Consider the following 14,815-nt stretch of genomic DNA (forward strand, 5'->3'; position numbering starts at 1 on the left):
CTTCATCGCTCCTTCATTAATAGTCATTTAAGATATCATTAAGTGGGTCTCCGCTGCCGGAGTTTCCGCCGCCACCGCCGCCTTGATTGAATTCAGGAGAAAATTGTAGGAAAAGTAATGCTAATACCACACCAATAATTCCCATTGCAATCAAGTTTAAATCTCCAACAGCTGATAAAGCGAAACCTAAAGCAAAGAATACCCATAATTTAGGAGTAGCCATCATATTGATAACCATTGCATAACCAACAGCAACGATGAATCCACCAGCAACAGCTAAACCACCTGTTAACCATGCAGGAATCGAATTCAATGCATCTGTCACAACGCCAGCTGGAACTGCTAAAATAATACCTGCGGGAATTGCAATACGCAATCCTTGTAACATCAAAGCACCGATATGGTACATTTCCACGCCTCTAAATGAACCTTCTTTTGCTTTTCTGTCGGCACCGTGAGCGATCCCCACTGTAATTGTCCGTACAAACATAGTCAATACTTGTCCAGCAATTGCTAATGGAATAGCAAGTGCGATCCCTTCGGAAATGCTTGCGCCATTAATAGTAACTAAAATAGCTGATGCAATTGAAGCTAAAGCTGCATCGGGAGCAACTGCTGCTCCGATATTCATCCATCCTAGTGCGATCAATTGTAGTGTTCCGCCTAATAATAGCCCTTGCAAAGGATTTCCTGTTACGATCCCGATTAAAGAAGCGGCTATGATTGGTTGATGAAATTGAAATTCATCCAAGATTCCTTCCATACCTGCTAAGAAGGCTACTAGAAGAACTAAAATAACTGTAAAAATACTCATAATTTATATTCCCTCCTCAAAAAATTATACTTAATTGACATACTCTGTTTTTTTCAATAAGTCCCACAAGTTTTTGCTTTGATCTGAAGGGACTTTACGAACGTCAAACTTCACACCCTGGTCTTTTAACTTTTTAAATGCGTCGACATCTGTTTTATTTACAGACAATACGTTATTGATCATCACTTTTCCTTCAGAGTGAGCCATTGATCCGATGTTCACTTCTGGCAATTCAACTCCACCCTCAACAACACGTAAAACGTCTGTTGGATTTTCAAATAACAATAAAGCTTTTGTTTTTCCAAAACGCGGGTCACTCCATATTTCGATCATCTTGTCGATCGGAATAACATTTGCTTTAACTCCGGGAGGTGCTGCTTGTGTGATCAACGATTTGCGCAATTCATCTTTTGCCACATCGTCAGATACAACAATGATCCGTGTTGGATTTACATCTTTTGACCACGCTGTTGCTACTTGACCATGCAATAAACGAGAATCCACACGCGCTAAGCCGATATCGATTTTACCATCTCCTACCACTGTTCCTTTAGGAAGTGGTTGACTTGGCTCTGTTTTAGCAACGGCTTCAGCTTCGGCCGGTTGCAAGCTTTCTGGTCTAACTTTCACACTATCTTTTGCTACTTCAAGAATGGTCGAAGCAATTTCATGCGCATTTTCACTTGAAAAACGTGCTGTCAATGATTCGATCAACATGGGTAAGCTTAGTCCTGCTACGATTGCCCATGTATCTTTGTGCTCTTCAAACAATGTATTTGCCTGATTAAAAGGAGTCCCACCCCATAAATCTACTAAGATGAGTATTTCATCTGTATTGAAAGATGCAATAGCACTTTCCATCTTGTTGCGGATATCGTCTGGTCCTTCACTTGGTTTTAATGTTACAGCTTTAATATTTTCTTGTTCGCCCACAATCATTGTTGCTGATTGTAAGATCCCTTCAGCAAACTCACCATGGCTTGCTAAAATAATTCCTACCATTTATGTCCCTCCTGTTTCTGGCATCTTGCCATGTATTTTCCTTTAAAGAAAATTGCCTTTTTTTAGTACATCCATCAACGATTGTTTTCGATCACTCGGAACTTTCCTTATTTCTAATTCAATTCCTTCAGAATCTAGATATTGAAAGGCATCTATATCCTCCTGATCAACAGACACAAAATGTGTGATCATTTTTTTTCCTTCAGTAAATTTCATCCCACCAATATTGATTTGTTTAAAATAAATTCCACTTTTATAGATGTGTGCTACATCCATCGGATTTGTAAATAAGAGCAAAGCTTTCACATTTATTAGTTGGGGATGATCAATCACTTGGATCAATTTATTTATCGTCACAACATGTGCTTTTATTTCAGGTGGGGCTGCTTGTATCAATAATAATTTCTGAATGGGGTTTTCTGCCACTTCATTACTTACGACAATGATCCGGTTTATTCCCAGTGTCTTTGCCCAAGTTGTAGCAACCTGCCCATGTATCAAACGATCGTCGATTCGTATTAAACGGATGTCCATATCCAAAGTCCTCCTTTTCTTCTGCACTCCCTTCTTCGTTTTTAGCAAAACAATACATTTCCTATTATTTTGCCTTCACTTATATATAAGCAAGAAGTGTGCCAACTTTTTCCGCGGGAAACCTTGCAAGAACACGTATCCTAGACAACACACTAAAAAGATACACTAAAACACAGTGTCTTTAGTGTATCTTTTTTGTTTATTCTTCTAACAGTGTATCGATATCTTCCACAGTTCCTTGTTTTTTCCGAATAAAATAATCAATATAACTGTATTCTGCTGACGGGATGGTTATCGCTAAAGCCCGCTCAAATTTCTCGATGGCTTCTCTTACTTTCAGGGTCCAATCAGCTTCAGCCATTGATTCGCTTTGAGTTTCTTCAGACAAAGGATCGTGATGGACCAATCTTTCGATCACACCGGCCATATGGAGAGAAAGATTGATATGAAAAGCAAACCCCTTCTCAGGATGGGGTTGCAATGTGGCACACTCTTCAACAAATTCCCATAAAGGATTCAGTACTTTTTTTGGATTTAAAAATGTGTACTGTTTTTCTAAAAAGGAACGGACCAATTCTTTCGCTTGCTGTCCATGAGTGATTCCCTCTTGCGGTGCAGGCATAGTCAATTGATTGATTTTATCCAATAAAATTTCTGCATCTTCTTCAATGAAATTTTCTAAAGGGATAAATGGAGCAGTCAACTTAGGATTGATGACTCCAGTTGTCGCTACGATAGTGTACTTCCTTTGCCAGTTTTGAATATTTTCATTTAAATCAGCTATCGAACTCGTTAACACTTTTAATGGATTGTTTTTCTGTTTTGCTAAAGGTTTTTCTATGATCTCCTTCAATTTTTGAGCCGTTCCTTCACCACTGGCGCAAATCGCCACCATGATCGGTGTTTTATTCGTTTCTTCTGTAAGGAGTTCCCTTGGTTTTTTAACAACCGTGCTCCCATAGCCGTTGAACCGTGCCAAAGATTCATACAACATTTCTATATCTGCCTCCACCAAAGAAGCTTTTCGAGTGGCTTCCAATAACATAGCGGTAGAAACCATATCGATCGACCTCACATGAATTCCTGTTTCTTTGCGTAATTTCCCTTCAAAAGTAGCCAACGAACCCATGTCTACCAATAGGAAAACTCCACTTCCTTCATTGGCATCAATAACTGCTTGTTTCACACGATCATACACTACCGTTGGAGACATATCCAAGGGCATATCTACTGCTTTGATTCCAGAGGTGTCTAGTAATTCTTCTACCACTCGAGCCATACTACTCGCAGTCGAATTTCCGTGTGTAGCAATTACAACTCCGATCCTTCCCGTTATTTGTTCTACTTTTAATGAAACAAGAAGTACCGTTAAATAATACACTTCACTTTGGGGCACAGCTACAGAAAACTCTTTGGAAATTTTTTCGGTCACAACCCTTGCGATCTCAAATTCCTTTGTATACGTAACGGCCATTTCTTTGATACGACTATTTAGTTGCCGAATTTCTCCTACGTGTATTTTGCTGAGCAGCGAACTAATGTGCAGACTGATTGCATAAATGAAATTGTGTTTAAACAACGTTTCCAAAGCTGCTTCTATTTCCGGAGCTATTTCATGAACGAATTGGATGACTTCTTTCGAGACCACTTCACCTAATTTAGATTCTGTTTGTAAGGAGAATCCATGATTTCGATAAAACGATTTTAAGTGAACGTTAATGTCTGTTGAAATATATTGATTGATCGAATCGCGATCCAATCCCTCCGCTTCTAATAAAGTTGCTTTATCCCCTATAATGTCATATAAATTGTATGGCAATTCGTACGCATCGATTTCCATACGATAAAAAGGTTCGTTGGGCTTAACCGTGATTTGTGCCTCCGCAACTTGCGATAAAGCTATACGATGACTGCCATTTGAGGAAAGTCCAACCAGATGCGTTTGGATAGTTTCCGGTAAGTCTCTTACAGTCAAATAGATGCTTTCTTGATTAAGTTGGTTCATAAACCCTCTAGCACACACTAACTGTATACTTGATTTTAATTGTCCCACATTCCCATAGCCGACACTCGCAATCAATGCCTTTATTACATCTTCGGAAAGTGTGATTTCCTTTTGTATTCTACTCGCTTCTAAACTTGTCAACAATTTAACTAAATCTAGTTGTTCATTCACCGGACGTTCCTTAAAAGAAGGGAGCTGGATACTGATCGGGATCCTTCTCATAAAAGTATCAAGAAAAGTTGATTTGGGATCTTCTGTCGTTGCACAAACGATGCGGACATTCGCTTCCCGGTTTTTACCAGTCTCCCCTAAACGACTATATAACCCTGAATCCATAAAATAAAATACCATTTCCTGTCCCTCAGGCGGCAACCGATGAATCTCATCGAGAAAGAGCATCCCATTATGTGCTCGTTGAATCAACCCTTCCTTAGAAGTCGTCGCTCCCGTAAAGGCCCCTTGCGAATACCCGAATAAATGGCTCATTAATAATTGTGGATTGTTCGCATAATCTGCACAGTTGAAAATAACGAGTTCCTTTTCATCTGCAATCAGCTGATTTGCTTGAGCAAAATGAAACATCGCGTGCGCAAAAAACGATTTCCCAGAACCTGTCGGCCCCGTGATCAACGTGTTCAACCCTTTAGGAGGATACAAAACTGCAGCCTTCGCTTGTTCAACAACATTGTGCATGCTCCCATTTGCACCGATCATCGAACGAAAAACATCTTTTTTGTCAGCGATAGAAAGGGATGCTGCGGCTATTTGAGAACTACTCGGTATCTTCTTCTCTTTATAACTAGGTACATATTTAGTTAAGGGCGCATGCGGTTTTGAAACGGATGCAAAATAACGCACAGGCCTCCCAATCGTTTTATGTAGCAAGCCCTCTCTAACTAGCGAATTTAAATCTTTAGAAACATTGCTCCTTTGGATATCCAATGATTCTGATATTATTTTCGTGGTCAGACCTTTTCCTAACTCAACATCTTCTTCTGAATATGCTTGTGTTTCCTTTAATACGTAGTGATAGATACTTTTCTTTCGATTCACTTTTCATTCCCCCTTCTATCACTGTTCACGTTTCTCTGTTTGCATACACTATATTATTATAAAAGACACACTAATACAACACACTAGAGAAAATTACTAGTGTGTTGTATCGTTTTTAATTGCCACTACTTGCTGCGGCACTTTCAGAAGCCATCACACAGTCAATTATTATCATGATTGCTAATGCGGGCAACTCATTTTTTTCATCCATGACCGCCAATTCATAATAGTCACTAAAAGAAAACCATTCTTTTCGGATGGTAGCGACCGCCTGCGAACCAGAGACGATTTCATAATCATGTGCTGTAAAGCTTCCTTCCACATACCAATCCAATTGTTCGATCCGATACTTCGGTTTAATAAAAGACAGTTCTTTCCTTACAGTTGCGATTTCTTTTCCCTCTTGATAAACATTGTACGTAGGTAGCCAATTCATAAGTTTCTGCTCAATATAAATGAGTTCTTTTCCATTCATATCACAAAGCGACAATTTCTTGGCCCAAGAAAACAGTTTTCCTTCTACCTTATAAATATCCCTTTCTTGTTCATCTTTCACTCTAAATTCATCTTTCCAAGAAAAGACTTTTTGTTTGATATATAATTTTTTCATACCGCCACATCCCTCTACTATTCACTCGAGCATCTATTTTTCATCAAAAAGAAAAACCTTCACGCAGAGTAGAACTCTGCGTGAAGGTTTTAGCAAACGGAAAGAAGTTATTATTTAACTTCTACAGTTCCGCCAACTTCTTCAATTTTAGCTTTTAATTCTTCTGCTTCTTCTTTAGTAATGTTTTCTTTGATTGCTGCAGGAGCGCCATCAACTAAAGCTTTAGCTTCTTTCAAGCCTAAACCAGTAGCTTCACGAACTGCTTTGATAACTTTGATTTTAGCTGAACCAACACTTGTTAATTCAACAGTAAATTCTGTTTGTTCTTCTTCAGCAGCTGCGCCTGCACCTGCTGCTGCAACTGGAGCTGCAGCTGTTACGCCAAATTCTTCTTCGATTGCTGATACTAAATCGTTTAATTCCATGATTGTTGACTCTTTTAAGTCGGCAACAATTTTTTCAATGTCTAATGCCATTTTTGGTTTCCTCCAATATAATTTTTAGTTAACTTGCTATTTTTTTATTAACCGGCAAGTTTTTGCGGTTGATTAAATAAATTGACCTTAAGCTGCTTCTTCTTCTTTTTTCTCTGCAACTGCTTTGATTGCCAAAGCCGTGTTGCGTACAGGTGCTTGGAGTACAGATAAAAGCATAGATAGCAATCCTTCGCGATTCGGAAGTTTTGCAAGTGCATTGATTTTTTCAACGCTAGCTACTGTTCCTTCAATTACGCCACCTTTGATTTCTAAAGCTTCTGCATCTTTAGCAAATTCAGCGATGATCTTAGCTGGAGCAACAACATCTTCGTTACTAAATGCAACTGCAGTAGGTCCTTTAAAGACATCTTCCATAGTACCTAAACCTGCTGCTTCTGCAGCACGTCTTAACATAGTGTTTTTTAATACACGTATTTCAACACCGTTATCACGCAATTGTTTACGCAATTCTGTAACTTGTTCAACTGTTAAACCACGATAGTCGACTACCACTACAGATACTGCATCTTGAATTTTTTTCGTAATGTCATCTACGATGACTTGTTTCTTTTCTTTTGCTGCTTGACTCATTGACGTTTCACCTCCTGATCGATTGAATGAAACTTTTTATTCATTACAAATAAAAAACTCCATGCCACTGTAGACATAGAGGGATTAAGAGTGTATACACACAATATATCCTCGGTAGGAAATTTAAGGCTACGCCTCCTACTGTCTTCGGCATCAATGTAATAATATTCTTGACCTGAGGATTATAACAAAATAACGCTCTCAGGTCAAGACATTTTCAACAATTATTTTTTGCGAATAACTGTACTTGGGTCAACTTTAACTCCAGGTCCGAATGTACTTGAAATAGCTACATTTTTAATGTAAACACCTTTTGCACTCGCTGGTTTAGCTTTCACGATCACGTCATGAATAGCTGCCAAGTTTTCTTGTAATTTTTCAGCACTGAAGGATACTTTACCGATCGGAACATGAACGTTCCCTGCTTTTTCAACACGGTAAGTAACTTGTCCAGCTTTAATATCGTTGATTGCTTTAGTAACATCCATAGTAACAGTACCTGTTTTAGGGTTCGGCATAAGACCTTTAGGTCCTAATACGCGTCCTAAACGTCCAACTTCAGCCATCATGTCTGGAGTCGCAACAACAACATCAAAATCTAACCAACCATCTTGAACACGTTGAACCAAGTCGGAATCTCCAACAACGTCAGCGCCTGCTGCTTCAGCTTCACGTGCTTTATCACCACGAGCGAAAACGATAACGGTTTGAGTTTTACCTGTTCCGTTTGGCAATACCATTGCCCCACGAATTTGTTGGTCTGCTTTTTTAGGATCGACACCTAAACGGTAAGCTACTTCAATTGTTGCATCAAAATTTGCGAAATCCATTTCCTTAACTAGCGCGATTGCTTCGTCAGCAGGATAATTTTTTGTTCTATCTACTTGTTCAAGTGCTGCTAGATATTTTTTGCTTTTTTTTGCCATGTTTCTTTTCCTCCTTATTGTGGTTATAACGGATTTTCCTCCCACGTAATCCTCGTGCGGCAAAACGCGAGGATTAGCAGAAGCACGAAAGCTTAACCTTCGACGTTGAAGCCCATGCTTCTTGCTGTTCCTTCGACCATACGCATAGCAGCTTCTACATCTGCAGCGTTAAGATCTTCCATTTTTGTTTCTGCAATTTCTCTTACTTGGTCGCGTGTAACAGTTGCAACCTTTTTCGTGTTTGGTTCGCCAGAACCAGCTTCCACGCCAGCAGCTTTTTTCAATAATACTGCAGCTGGTGGTGTTTTTGTAACAAAAGTAAATGAACGATCTTCATAAACTGAAATAACTACCGGAATGATCATTCCTGCTTGATCAGCTGTGCGTGCATTGAATTCTTTACAGAATCCCATGATATTCACTTGTGCTTGACCTAATGCAGGACCAACCGGTGGAGCAGGACTTGCTTTCCCTGCAGCGATTTGCAGTTTCACGATTTTAGCGACTTTTTTTGCCACGTGACATTCCTCCTTGATGAGTCCGTGAGTGGTTGAATGGGGATAGTATTTCCCCTCCCACTTTTGTTCATACGCGTAAGCGTACTTATTTATACTAGCATCTCTGCCTTTATTTTGCAAGCTTTTTTAATTTTCTACCCTTTCATCTCCTGAAAGCTTGTGCCGTTCTTTGTAACGGCTGATTCCTTGAAAAGCCAAATAGAACAAAAAGAATAAACCACTGACAAGACCAGCAAGCAACAAAAATCCGATGAAACCAAATCCTAATACTGTCAGCCTGTTCTCCAACACTGAAAACTGGATTTCTTGAAAAGTTAAAGACAAGATAATGGAGAGGGTAAAAGAAATTGCCATAATGAAAGCTAGCAGATAATCTCCAAAAATAAGCTTTCTAGAAATTTTCACTAGGAGATAACTCCCTAAAAGAAAGAATACTCCCAACATTCCTATACTCCAAAAATAGGCTTCTTTTAAAGGCAGTATTTCAGTTCCGCTGGTAATTACCCATAAAACCAATTTGTTTACGATTGAAATCACTCTCCAAAACAGTTGTTCCATTTTTCTTTCCCCACTTTCCTCATTTAGTACTTAGTATACTGTATCGTATGTATGTTTTCTCTCTTATGAAGTATTTTCAACAGAAAGAAAACAAAAAAGCATCCCGGGATGTAAATAATTCCCGGAACACTCCTTACTTTTATAATTCGTATTTTTTTACTTGATCGTAGTCCAATTCTGCCGTTGTTTCCCGACCAAACATTTCAACTACTGCTTTTACTTTTCCTTTTTCAGGTTCAACTTCAGTAACTGTACCTTCCATACCACTAAAGGCACCTTCCACGATCGTCACAACTTCACCGATTTCTAAATCGATTTCTCGACGACGTGTATTGACTCCCAACATTTTCATTATATTGTCTACCTCTTCGGGTAAAAGCGGTGCAGGCTTACTTCCTGCTCCATGCGAGCCGACAAACCCGACTACTCCAGGTGTATTTCTTACAATATACCAAGCATCATCGGACATGATCATTTGCACTAAGACATAACCCGGAAAAGTCTTCGTCATTTTTATTTTTTCTTTTCCGTTTTTCACTTCTTTTTCTTCTTCTTCAGGAACGATGACCTCGAAAATATTGTGTTCCATCCCCATACTTCTTGCGCGTGATTCAATGTTTTGTTTTACCTTATTTTCATATCCAGAATAACTATGCAGAACATACCACTGTTTTTGGGTTTCTAATTCTTCCATTTTTTTCTCTCCTTAGTTCAATCTCTTTTTTAACATACACGATTTGTTTACACTCGTTTATTTTTTCCATATAAAAAAACCCTCTTCTATTGAAGGGTTTCTCTGCATCTCATTCCAAAAAGTATACCATAATTCCAATTAATTGTCCAACTCGATTTTCATCTTCCTTGCAACTCTTCCATGATTTCTCGCAACACATTTTGACTGCTCAACAAAGTAGATTGCTTACTCAACGAATGGTACTCTAAAAACGACAGCCTGTCTATACGAGCGGTGTTCCAACGTTTCTACAATCGGACGCCACTTTGTCGTTCCTCTCTTCAAAAAAAAGAGCTGAGACAGTTGTCTCAGCTCTTTTCCTCGGTTATAGTAAACCTAACAAAGCAGAAATCGCTGAGTCGACACCCAAGAAAAAGACTGCAAAAAGTGCGACTACAGTGAAGACAGTAAGTGAATTTTTACGTAACTCTTTACCTTTTGGCCACTCGACTGCTAGCATTTCATCTTTTACTTCGCTTAAAAAGTTTTTGATTTTGCTCATATTTCTACCTCCTCGAAGCTTTCGCTTACTTCGTTTCTCTATGCAATGTGTGTTTTTTACAATATTTACAATATTTTTTAAGTTCTAAGCGCTCTGTACGTGTACTAGCTCCTATTCCCGCATCTTTTGAATAGTTTCGTGATCCACATACGATGCAAGCTAATGCAACTCTTTTATTCGACATTATTTTTCCTCTTTTCTTTCAAATCATGATAAATTTACCACGTAGAATTCACTATGTCAATTAGTCTGTTGGGATCCCTACCTACTCTATGAATGAAAAATCTTCATTGGAAAGTTTAAATGAATCTGCATACCCCTGTGATACCTCGACTTTTTTATCTTTTGTGACGAATATCGCTTCCGTCTTTTCTTGCTTGTTGATATACTCTAGTCCCTTTTCTATCCCCATTGCATAGATAGCCGTTGACAATCCGTCCCCCTCAACTGAACTCTCTGTAACAATGCTGACTCCTGCTAAATCATTATCAAATGGATAGCCCGTTTGAGGATTCATCAGGTGGTGATACAGTTGGCCATCTACTTCCAGATTTCTTTCATACACTCCAGAAGTGACGATGGACCGGTCGATAACTGGCAAGATCCCAATAATTTCTCCCCGTGCTTCAAATGGATCTTGAATACCTACATTCCATGACTCCTCTTCGCCACGCGGACTATTTCCCATCACGAAAATATTTCCTCCTAAATCGATGATCGCAGTGTCGACACCATTGCTTCCCAATACTTTTACCACTTCATCTGTTATAAAGCCTTTGGCAATTGCACCCAAGTCTAGTCGCATTTCTTCAATCGGCAGAAAAACTGTTTGCTCTTCTTCATTCAATTCGACCAGCTCATAGTCCACTAATTCTAAAGCCGCATCGATTTCTTTTTGGTCTGGGAGTCGCGCATCATCATATCCGATATGCCACAATTCCGTAATCGGTCCAACAGTCAAATCGAACCCACCGTCTGATTCTTCACTATAGTAGTAGGCTTTTTCTATTAACTGAAAAATGTCCTCTGAAACTTCAACCGGTTCTATTCCCGCTTGTTCATTTATTTTTGAGACTTCGGATTGCTCATTATTAATGTCTATCTTTGCATCCAATTCTTTGACACGTTCAAAGGCCTTAGCAACTACTTCTTCTTTATCTTTATTGTATACTTTAATATTTGCGACTGTTCCCATTAAAAATTGTGTATCTTCATATGGATCTTTTACCAACTCTCGCATTTCTGCATCTTCGCAACTGGCTAATCCAAAAAACACAGGGATGATCGCTAACAATCCTATGATCTTTCTATTCATACTCCTAAACTCCTTCGTATTCTTTCAATTATGCAACATCCCTATTTTAACTGAAAAAAACGATTGATTCTACAAAAAAATAGAAGTTAAGACAATTGTCTCAACCTCCATAAACTCTTTTTATTTCGAAGAATCAATCTATAATGATGGCTTCGGTGTTTCCTTCTTCAGCTGCTTCAATCAACATTTCGCCATATTCAACAAATTTTTCATGTGAATGGGTTGCGCCCGAAACAACCTCTACTTCTTCAGGGTCTTGCGTATCCAACAATCCTTCATTAAATTGTGGAATATAGTCCTGCGGTCCTGTTCCCACAGCTTCTGTCATATTTTCTTGGTATTCTTCATCTTCAGTTTTAAGAGTGCCCTCTTCATTTTCATAATTATAATTGGATTCCGTGATCTCGCCATCTTCCACGGTTATATCAAAAAGAACGCGCCAACCATTTTCATCTAACTCTGCTTCTTCGAGAGAATACATACCATCTTGTAACTCTCCAACTCCTGTCATATCTTCCGTTTCTTCCTCGACGTCTTCTGTAACATCTTCGACAGCTTGTTCAGTTGTATCTACTGCTTCCTCAGCGTCATCACCACAAGCAGCTAATAAAAAGCTAGATGCAGTTAGTAATGATGCGTACTTCAACCCTTTGACAAATTTCATGACCCCAAAACCCCTCTTCACTCTATTTTTCTGCAAGACTCCCCTTGCTCAACTTACTTATAGTATAGCGTTAACCGGAAAGTTTGTCTATAGTTTCACAAGTTGTTTTTCTGTTTTATTTGCTTTTTTATTGCTTCAATTCTAAAAAAACATCTATTCACAGGTTTTATTGTGAAACATAAAACAAATCAAACAATTAGGTTCTCCTCATTTATAAGATACCTTCTATTGACTATCGAGCCAAGGTTCTTTAAAATTATGATTTAGTATACTTAGAAAATTTAAAGGACTGTCTTCTATGACTCGTACGCAGAAAAATGTATATATATCCTTGCTTGCTGCTCAAGCGGTTATCCTGGGATTGATCGAAAGAAGTATTCCTTTTCCGTTTGCATTTGCACCGGGAGCAAAATTGGGGATCGCTAACTTGATCACTATCGTTGCCATCTTCACTTTACCTTTTAAAGATAGCTTTAAAGTCGTCTGGATGCGTTTATTAGTCACTACGCTACTTGGAGGCACACTTTCTACTTTCCTCTATAGTATGGTCGGAGCCGTATTAAGTTATTTTGGTATGGTATTAGTTAAACTATTTGGAGGCAAACGTATCAGCATCATCGGGATCAGTGCAACTGGGGGAGTATTACACAATGTCGGTCAACTAACTGTAGCAAGCACCATCGCACAGACTTGGACAGTCATGCTTTATCTCCCTGTTCTTTCCTTCATGGGGATTCTTTCTGGTGTCTCTATCGGAATAGCTGCCAACTTTTTAATGGAACGTGTTCGCACACTCCGCATGTTTCGAAAAGATTTAGAAAAAGATAAGGTACACAAAAAGAGGAAGCAGTAATCACTGCTTCCTCTTTTTATCCTGATTTTCTGTCATATTGAATCAGATAGGTGAGCAATCTTTCTTCTTTTCCTTTGCTGTTTGGACCGCTGTTCATCCCTGAGGTACAGCGACTACGGACTATACGCAAAACAATCGAAAGCAACAATAACCATTTAAGAAAAAACTGACGTTAACTCATTCTATTTTCAGCTTTACTGCGCTGATTATGGTAACATAACATTACAATTAACGACGGTAAGATAGAATTCAGCTAGTAAAGAAATAAAAGAAATCAGTAGACTCAAAAAAATTCTTTATTTAAAGGAGGAAAACAAAGTGAAAACTGCAAAGATAGTTGCTTGGATTTGTTTGCTAGCAATGACAGCTGGGTTGGTCAATGCATTCATCAATGGTGATTTTCTTATTGATGGTGGAGCGTTACTCGAAAATCCATGGGGGATCATGTCCTTGATCGATTTATTCGTGGGATTCACCCTATTTTCCATATGGATCGTTTACAGGGAAAAAACCATGTGGAAAATTATCTTATGGGTTGTCACACTGATGATATTTGGATTTTTTACCGGTAGCCTTTATGTATTAAAAGCTCTCTACGAATCAAAAGGAGACTGGGCAATTGCTTTTCATGGAGTACACAGGAGTGATTTAGATGGAGAAGTTTAGAGAATGGATAGAACAACTTTCGCTTGTATTTGAGAAGAAAACCATCGATGCCCTTTTCCCACCTTTGATATTTTTTCTAGCTAATCAGTTCCTGTCTCTTGCGTTTGCTAGTGAATTAACTATTCTTTATCTTCTCTTCCTTATCCTGTATAGAATAGCAAAAGGGCATACCAAAAAATATGCCTTAGTCGGTACAGGAGGTGTCCTCCTTTCTATTGGATTTAGTTTCTTGTCTGGAGATGCAATCAATTATTATCTTCCTGGTTTAATTTCAACCGGGCTGATTGCCATCGCTTGTATTGTGTCTCTTGTTATTCACCGCCCGATGGCAGCTTTGTTGAGTCATTTATCTAGAGGATGGCCAATCGAATGGTACTTGCGCGATGATATTCGTCCAGCTTATAGGAACGTCACGCTTATTTGGGCTATTTACTTTCTACTCCGATTGATCATACAAGTTCCTCTATTTTTAATGGCCGAATTCTCCGTTTACTTTTACATCAATACTATTATGGGGTGGCCGATGAATATAATCCTACTTATTTCCACTTATGTATTCGGAATCAGAGGTCTGAAAAAATTATCGGGTCCAAGTGTTGAAGAATTTTTAAACGAAAAAAAACCCCCTTTCGAAGGCCAAAAAAGGGATTTTAACAAAACTGTCAAAAAGCGAGGCTGGGACTTTTGTCCCAGCCTCTACTTCCTACGTTTAGTCAAGGCAAAAGATTAACTAACAATACTATTTTCAAAAGAGTGATTGTTAATTCAGACAAAAATGCATACCAAATAAGCCTCAGCCTTTTTATATTTTTCTGAGAAGGTTCATGCTATACTACAGGTATATTATGGGTCTTAGAGACCGTGTGCGTGTAAGCGTACGAGGTATGGTTCCTTACCATGGAATGCATACATTTCAGGAGCTTGTTCATACAGGCAACTGTGGCAACCTTATCCTTCTTGGGGGTGGGTTGCCTTTTTAGTTTATAATAATAATC

Annotated in this window: 18 protein-coding genes, 1 pseudogene and 1 other annotated feature; of the genes and pseudogenes, 3 read left to right on the forward strand and 16 right to left on the reverse strand. The window is 38.8% G+C overall.

The features are described 5' to 3' along the window. Nucleotides 1-16 precede the first annotated feature (16 nt). The 15 genes from H626_RS0107285 to H626_RS0107350 all read right to left on the reverse strand — a co-directional run bounded on the left by H626_RS0107285 (nucleotide 17) and on the right by H626_RS0107350 (nucleotide 12,301). Entirely contained in the window at nucleotides 17-814 is a 798-nt protein-coding gene (locus tag H626_RS0107285; protein WP_027108773.1) for a PTS mannose/fructose/sorbose transporter subunit IIC, read from the reverse strand. Between the two features lie 30 nt (nucleotides 815-844). Further along, nucleotides 845-1,816 carry a mannose/fructose/sorbose PTS transporter subunit IIB gene (locus H626_RS0107290; RefSeq protein WP_027108774.1) on the reverse strand — a complete coding sequence of 324 codons (972 nt, stop codon included), beginning with the start codon at nucleotides 1,814-1,816 and terminating at the stop codon, nucleotides 845-847. Nucleotides 1,817-1,858: 42 nt separating this feature from the next. Further along, on the reverse strand, nucleotides 1,859-2,350 hold the full coding sequence (locus H626_RS0107295) for a PTS sugar transporter subunit IIB (RefSeq protein ID WP_027108775.1): 492 nt from the start codon (nucleotides 2,348-2,350) through the stop codon (nucleotides 1,859-1,861). Between the two features lie 199 nt (nucleotides 2,351-2,549). Continuing rightward, nucleotides 2,550-5,408 (reverse strand): sigma-54-dependent transcriptional regulator, encoded by a 2,859-nt coding sequence (locus tag H626_RS0107300; protein WP_027108776.1) that lies wholly within the window; start codon nucleotides 5,406-5,408, stop codon nucleotides 2,550-2,552. A 115-nt stretch (nucleotides 5,409-5,523) separates the two neighbouring features. Continuing rightward, entirely contained in the window at nucleotides 5,524-6,018 is a 495-nt protein-coding gene (locus H626_RS0107305; RefSeq protein WP_027108777.1) for an LURP-one-related/scramblase family protein, read from the reverse strand. A gap of 110 nt (nucleotides 6,019-6,128) precedes the next feature. Beyond that, complete coding sequence (rplL, locus tag H626_RS0107310) at nucleotides 6,129-6,494, reverse strand: 50S ribosomal protein L7/L12 (protein WP_027108778.1); 366 nt, start codon at nucleotides 6,492-6,494, stop codon at nucleotides 6,129-6,131. Between the two features lie 87 nt (nucleotides 6,495-6,581). Continuing rightward, nucleotides 6,582-7,085, reverse strand: coding sequence for a 50S ribosomal protein L10 (gene rplJ / locus H626_RS0107315; protein WP_027108779.1), 504 nt, complete (start codon nucleotides 7,083-7,085; stop codon nucleotides 6,582-6,584). Nucleotides 7,086-7,126: 41 nt separating this feature from the next. Beyond that, nucleotides 7,127-7,254: a sequence feature (ribosomal protein L10 leader region), on the reverse strand. A gap of 55 nt (nucleotides 7,255-7,309) precedes the next feature. Beyond that, nucleotides 7,310-8,011, reverse strand: coding sequence for a 50S ribosomal protein L1 (gene rplA, locus H626_RS0107320; RefSeq protein ID WP_027108780.1), 702 nt, complete (start codon nucleotides 8,009-8,011; stop codon nucleotides 7,310-7,312). 92 nt (nucleotides 8,012-8,103) lie between these two features. Further along, the gene (gene rplK, locus H626_RS0107325; RefSeq protein WP_027108781.1) at nucleotides 8,104-8,529 is read right to left on the reverse strand and encodes a 50S ribosomal protein L11; all 426 of its coding nucleotides are present in this window, start codon (nucleotides 8,527-8,529) and stop codon (nucleotides 8,104-8,106) included. A 126-nt stretch (nucleotides 8,530-8,655) separates the two neighbouring features. Beyond that, complete coding sequence (locus H626_RS0107330; RefSeq protein ID WP_027108782.1) at nucleotides 8,656-9,087, reverse strand: hypothetical protein; 432 nt, start codon at nucleotides 9,085-9,087, stop codon at nucleotides 8,656-8,658. A 139-nt stretch (nucleotides 9,088-9,226) separates the two neighbouring features. Next, on the reverse strand, nucleotides 9,227-9,781 hold the full coding sequence (nusG, locus tag H626_RS0107335; protein WP_027108783.1) for a transcription termination/antitermination protein NusG: 555 nt from the start codon (nucleotides 9,779-9,781) through the stop codon (nucleotides 9,227-9,229). A 364-nt stretch (nucleotides 9,782-10,145) separates the two neighbouring features. Further along, complete coding sequence (gene secE, locus H626_RS11335) at nucleotides 10,146-10,322, reverse strand: preprotein translocase subunit SecE (RefSeq protein ID WP_027108784.1); 177 nt, start codon at nucleotides 10,320-10,322, stop codon at nucleotides 10,146-10,148. Nucleotides 10,323-10,347: 25 nt separating this feature from the next. Further along, nucleotides 10,348-10,506, reverse strand: a complete 159-nt coding sequence (rpmG, locus tag H626_RS11340) for a 50S ribosomal protein L33 (protein ID WP_084140190.1) — start codon at nucleotides 10,504-10,506, stop codon at nucleotides 10,348-10,350. An 81-nt stretch (nucleotides 10,507-10,587) separates the two neighbouring features. Continuing rightward, complete coding sequence (locus H626_RS0107345; protein ID WP_027108785.1) at nucleotides 10,588-11,637, reverse strand: FAD:protein FMN transferase; 1,050 nt, start codon at nucleotides 11,635-11,637, stop codon at nucleotides 10,588-10,590. A gap of 133 nt (nucleotides 11,638-11,770) precedes the next feature. Then, on the reverse strand, nucleotides 11,771-12,301 hold the full coding sequence (locus tag H626_RS0107350) for an FMN-binding protein (protein WP_027108786.1): 531 nt from the start codon (nucleotides 12,299-12,301) through the stop codon (nucleotides 11,771-11,773). A 298-nt stretch (nucleotides 12,302-12,599) separates the two neighbouring features. On the opposite strand from H626_RS0107350, the gene H626_RS0107355 reads away from it, so the two are divergent. From H626_RS0107355 to H626_RS10895, 3 genes are all read left to right on the forward strand, one after another. After that, complete coding sequence (locus H626_RS0107355; protein WP_027108787.1) at nucleotides 12,600-13,154, forward strand: Gx transporter family protein; 555 nt, start codon at nucleotides 12,600-12,602, stop codon at nucleotides 13,152-13,154. A gap of 318 nt (nucleotides 13,155-13,472) precedes the next feature. Beyond that, nucleotides 13,473-13,820 (forward strand): DUF1475 family protein, encoded by a 348-nt coding sequence (locus tag H626_RS11200; protein WP_051237897.1) that lies wholly within the window; start codon nucleotides 13,473-13,475, stop codon nucleotides 13,818-13,820. Continuing rightward, complete coding sequence (locus tag H626_RS10895; protein WP_051237898.1) at nucleotides 13,807-14,550, forward strand: DUF3159 domain-containing protein; 744 nt, start codon at nucleotides 13,807-13,809, stop codon at nucleotides 14,548-14,550. The genes H626_RS11200 and H626_RS10895 overlap by 14 nt, the downstream gene beginning before the upstream one ends. Nucleotides 14,551-14,647: 97 nt before the next feature. On the opposite strand, the pseudogene H626_RS11740 reads toward H626_RS10895, so the two are convergent. Continuing rightward, nucleotides 14,648-14,815, reverse strand: a pseudogene (locus tag H626_RS11740) (IS110 family RNA-guided transposase); the annotation flags it as partial.

The organism is Lacticigenium naphthae DSM 19658 (assembly GCF_000425865.1).
GTDB classification, from domain to species: domain Bacteria; phylum Bacillota; class Bacilli; order Lactobacillales; family Carnobacteriaceae_A; genus Lacticigenium; species Lacticigenium naphthae.

Excerpts from the sequence above, each read along its gene's own strand:
- nusG (WP_027108783.1), bottom strand. The coding sequence starts at position 9,781 with ATGGAAGAATTAGAAACCCAAAAACAGTGGTATGTTCTGCATAGTTAT.
- rplA (WP_027108780.1), bottom strand. The coding sequence starts at position 8,011 with ATGGCAAAAAAAAGCAAAAAATATCTAGCAGCACTTGAACAAGTAGAT.
- H626_RS0107285 (WP_027108773.1), bottom strand. The coding sequence starts at position 814 with ATGAGTATTTTTACAGTTATTTTAGTTCTTCTAGTAGCCTTCTTAGCA.
- H626_RS0107295 (WP_027108775.1), bottom strand. The coding sequence starts at position 2,350 with ATGGACATCCGTTTAATACGAATCGACGATCGTTTGATACATGGGCAG.
- H626_RS0107330 (WP_027108782.1), bottom strand. The coding sequence starts at position 9,087 with ATGGAACAACTGTTTTGGAGAGTGATTTCAATCGTAAACAAATTGGTT.
- rplL (WP_027108778.1), bottom strand. The coding sequence starts at position 6,494 with ATGGCATTAGACATTGAAAAAATTGTTGCCGACTTAAAAGAGTCAACA.
- secE (WP_027108784.1), bottom strand. The coding sequence starts at position 10,322 with ATGAGCAAAATCAAAAACTTTTTAAGCGAAGTAAAAGATGAAATGCTA.
- H626_RS0107355 (WP_027108787.1), top strand. The coding sequence starts at position 12,600 with ATGACTCGTACGCAGAAAAATGTATATATATCCTTGCTTGCTGCTCAA.
- rpmG (WP_084140190.1), bottom strand. The coding sequence starts at position 10,506 with ATGTCGAATAAAAGAGTTGCATTAGCTTGCATCGTATGTGGATCACGA.
- rplJ (WP_027108779.1), bottom strand. The coding sequence starts at position 7,085 with ATGAGTCAAGCAGCAAAAGAAAAGAAACAAGTCATCGTAGATGACATT.
- H626_RS0107345 (WP_027108785.1), bottom strand. The coding sequence starts at position 11,637 with ATGAATAGAAAGATCATAGGATTGTTAGCGATCATCCCTGTGTTTTTT.
- H626_RS0107290 (WP_027108774.1), bottom strand. The coding sequence starts at position 1,816 with ATGGTAGGAATTATTTTAGCAAGCCATGGTGAGTTTGCTGAAGGGATC.
- H626_RS0107305 (WP_027108777.1), bottom strand. The coding sequence starts at position 6,018 with ATGAAAAAATTATATATCAAACAAAAAGTCTTTTCTTGGAAAGATGAA.
- H626_RS10895 (WP_051237898.1), top strand. The coding sequence starts at position 13,807 with ATGGAGAAGTTTAGAGAATGGATAGAACAACTTTCGCTTGTATTTGAG.
- H626_RS0107350 (WP_027108786.1), bottom strand. The coding sequence starts at position 12,301 with ATGAAATTTGTCAAAGGGTTGAAGTACGCATCATTACTAACTGCATCT.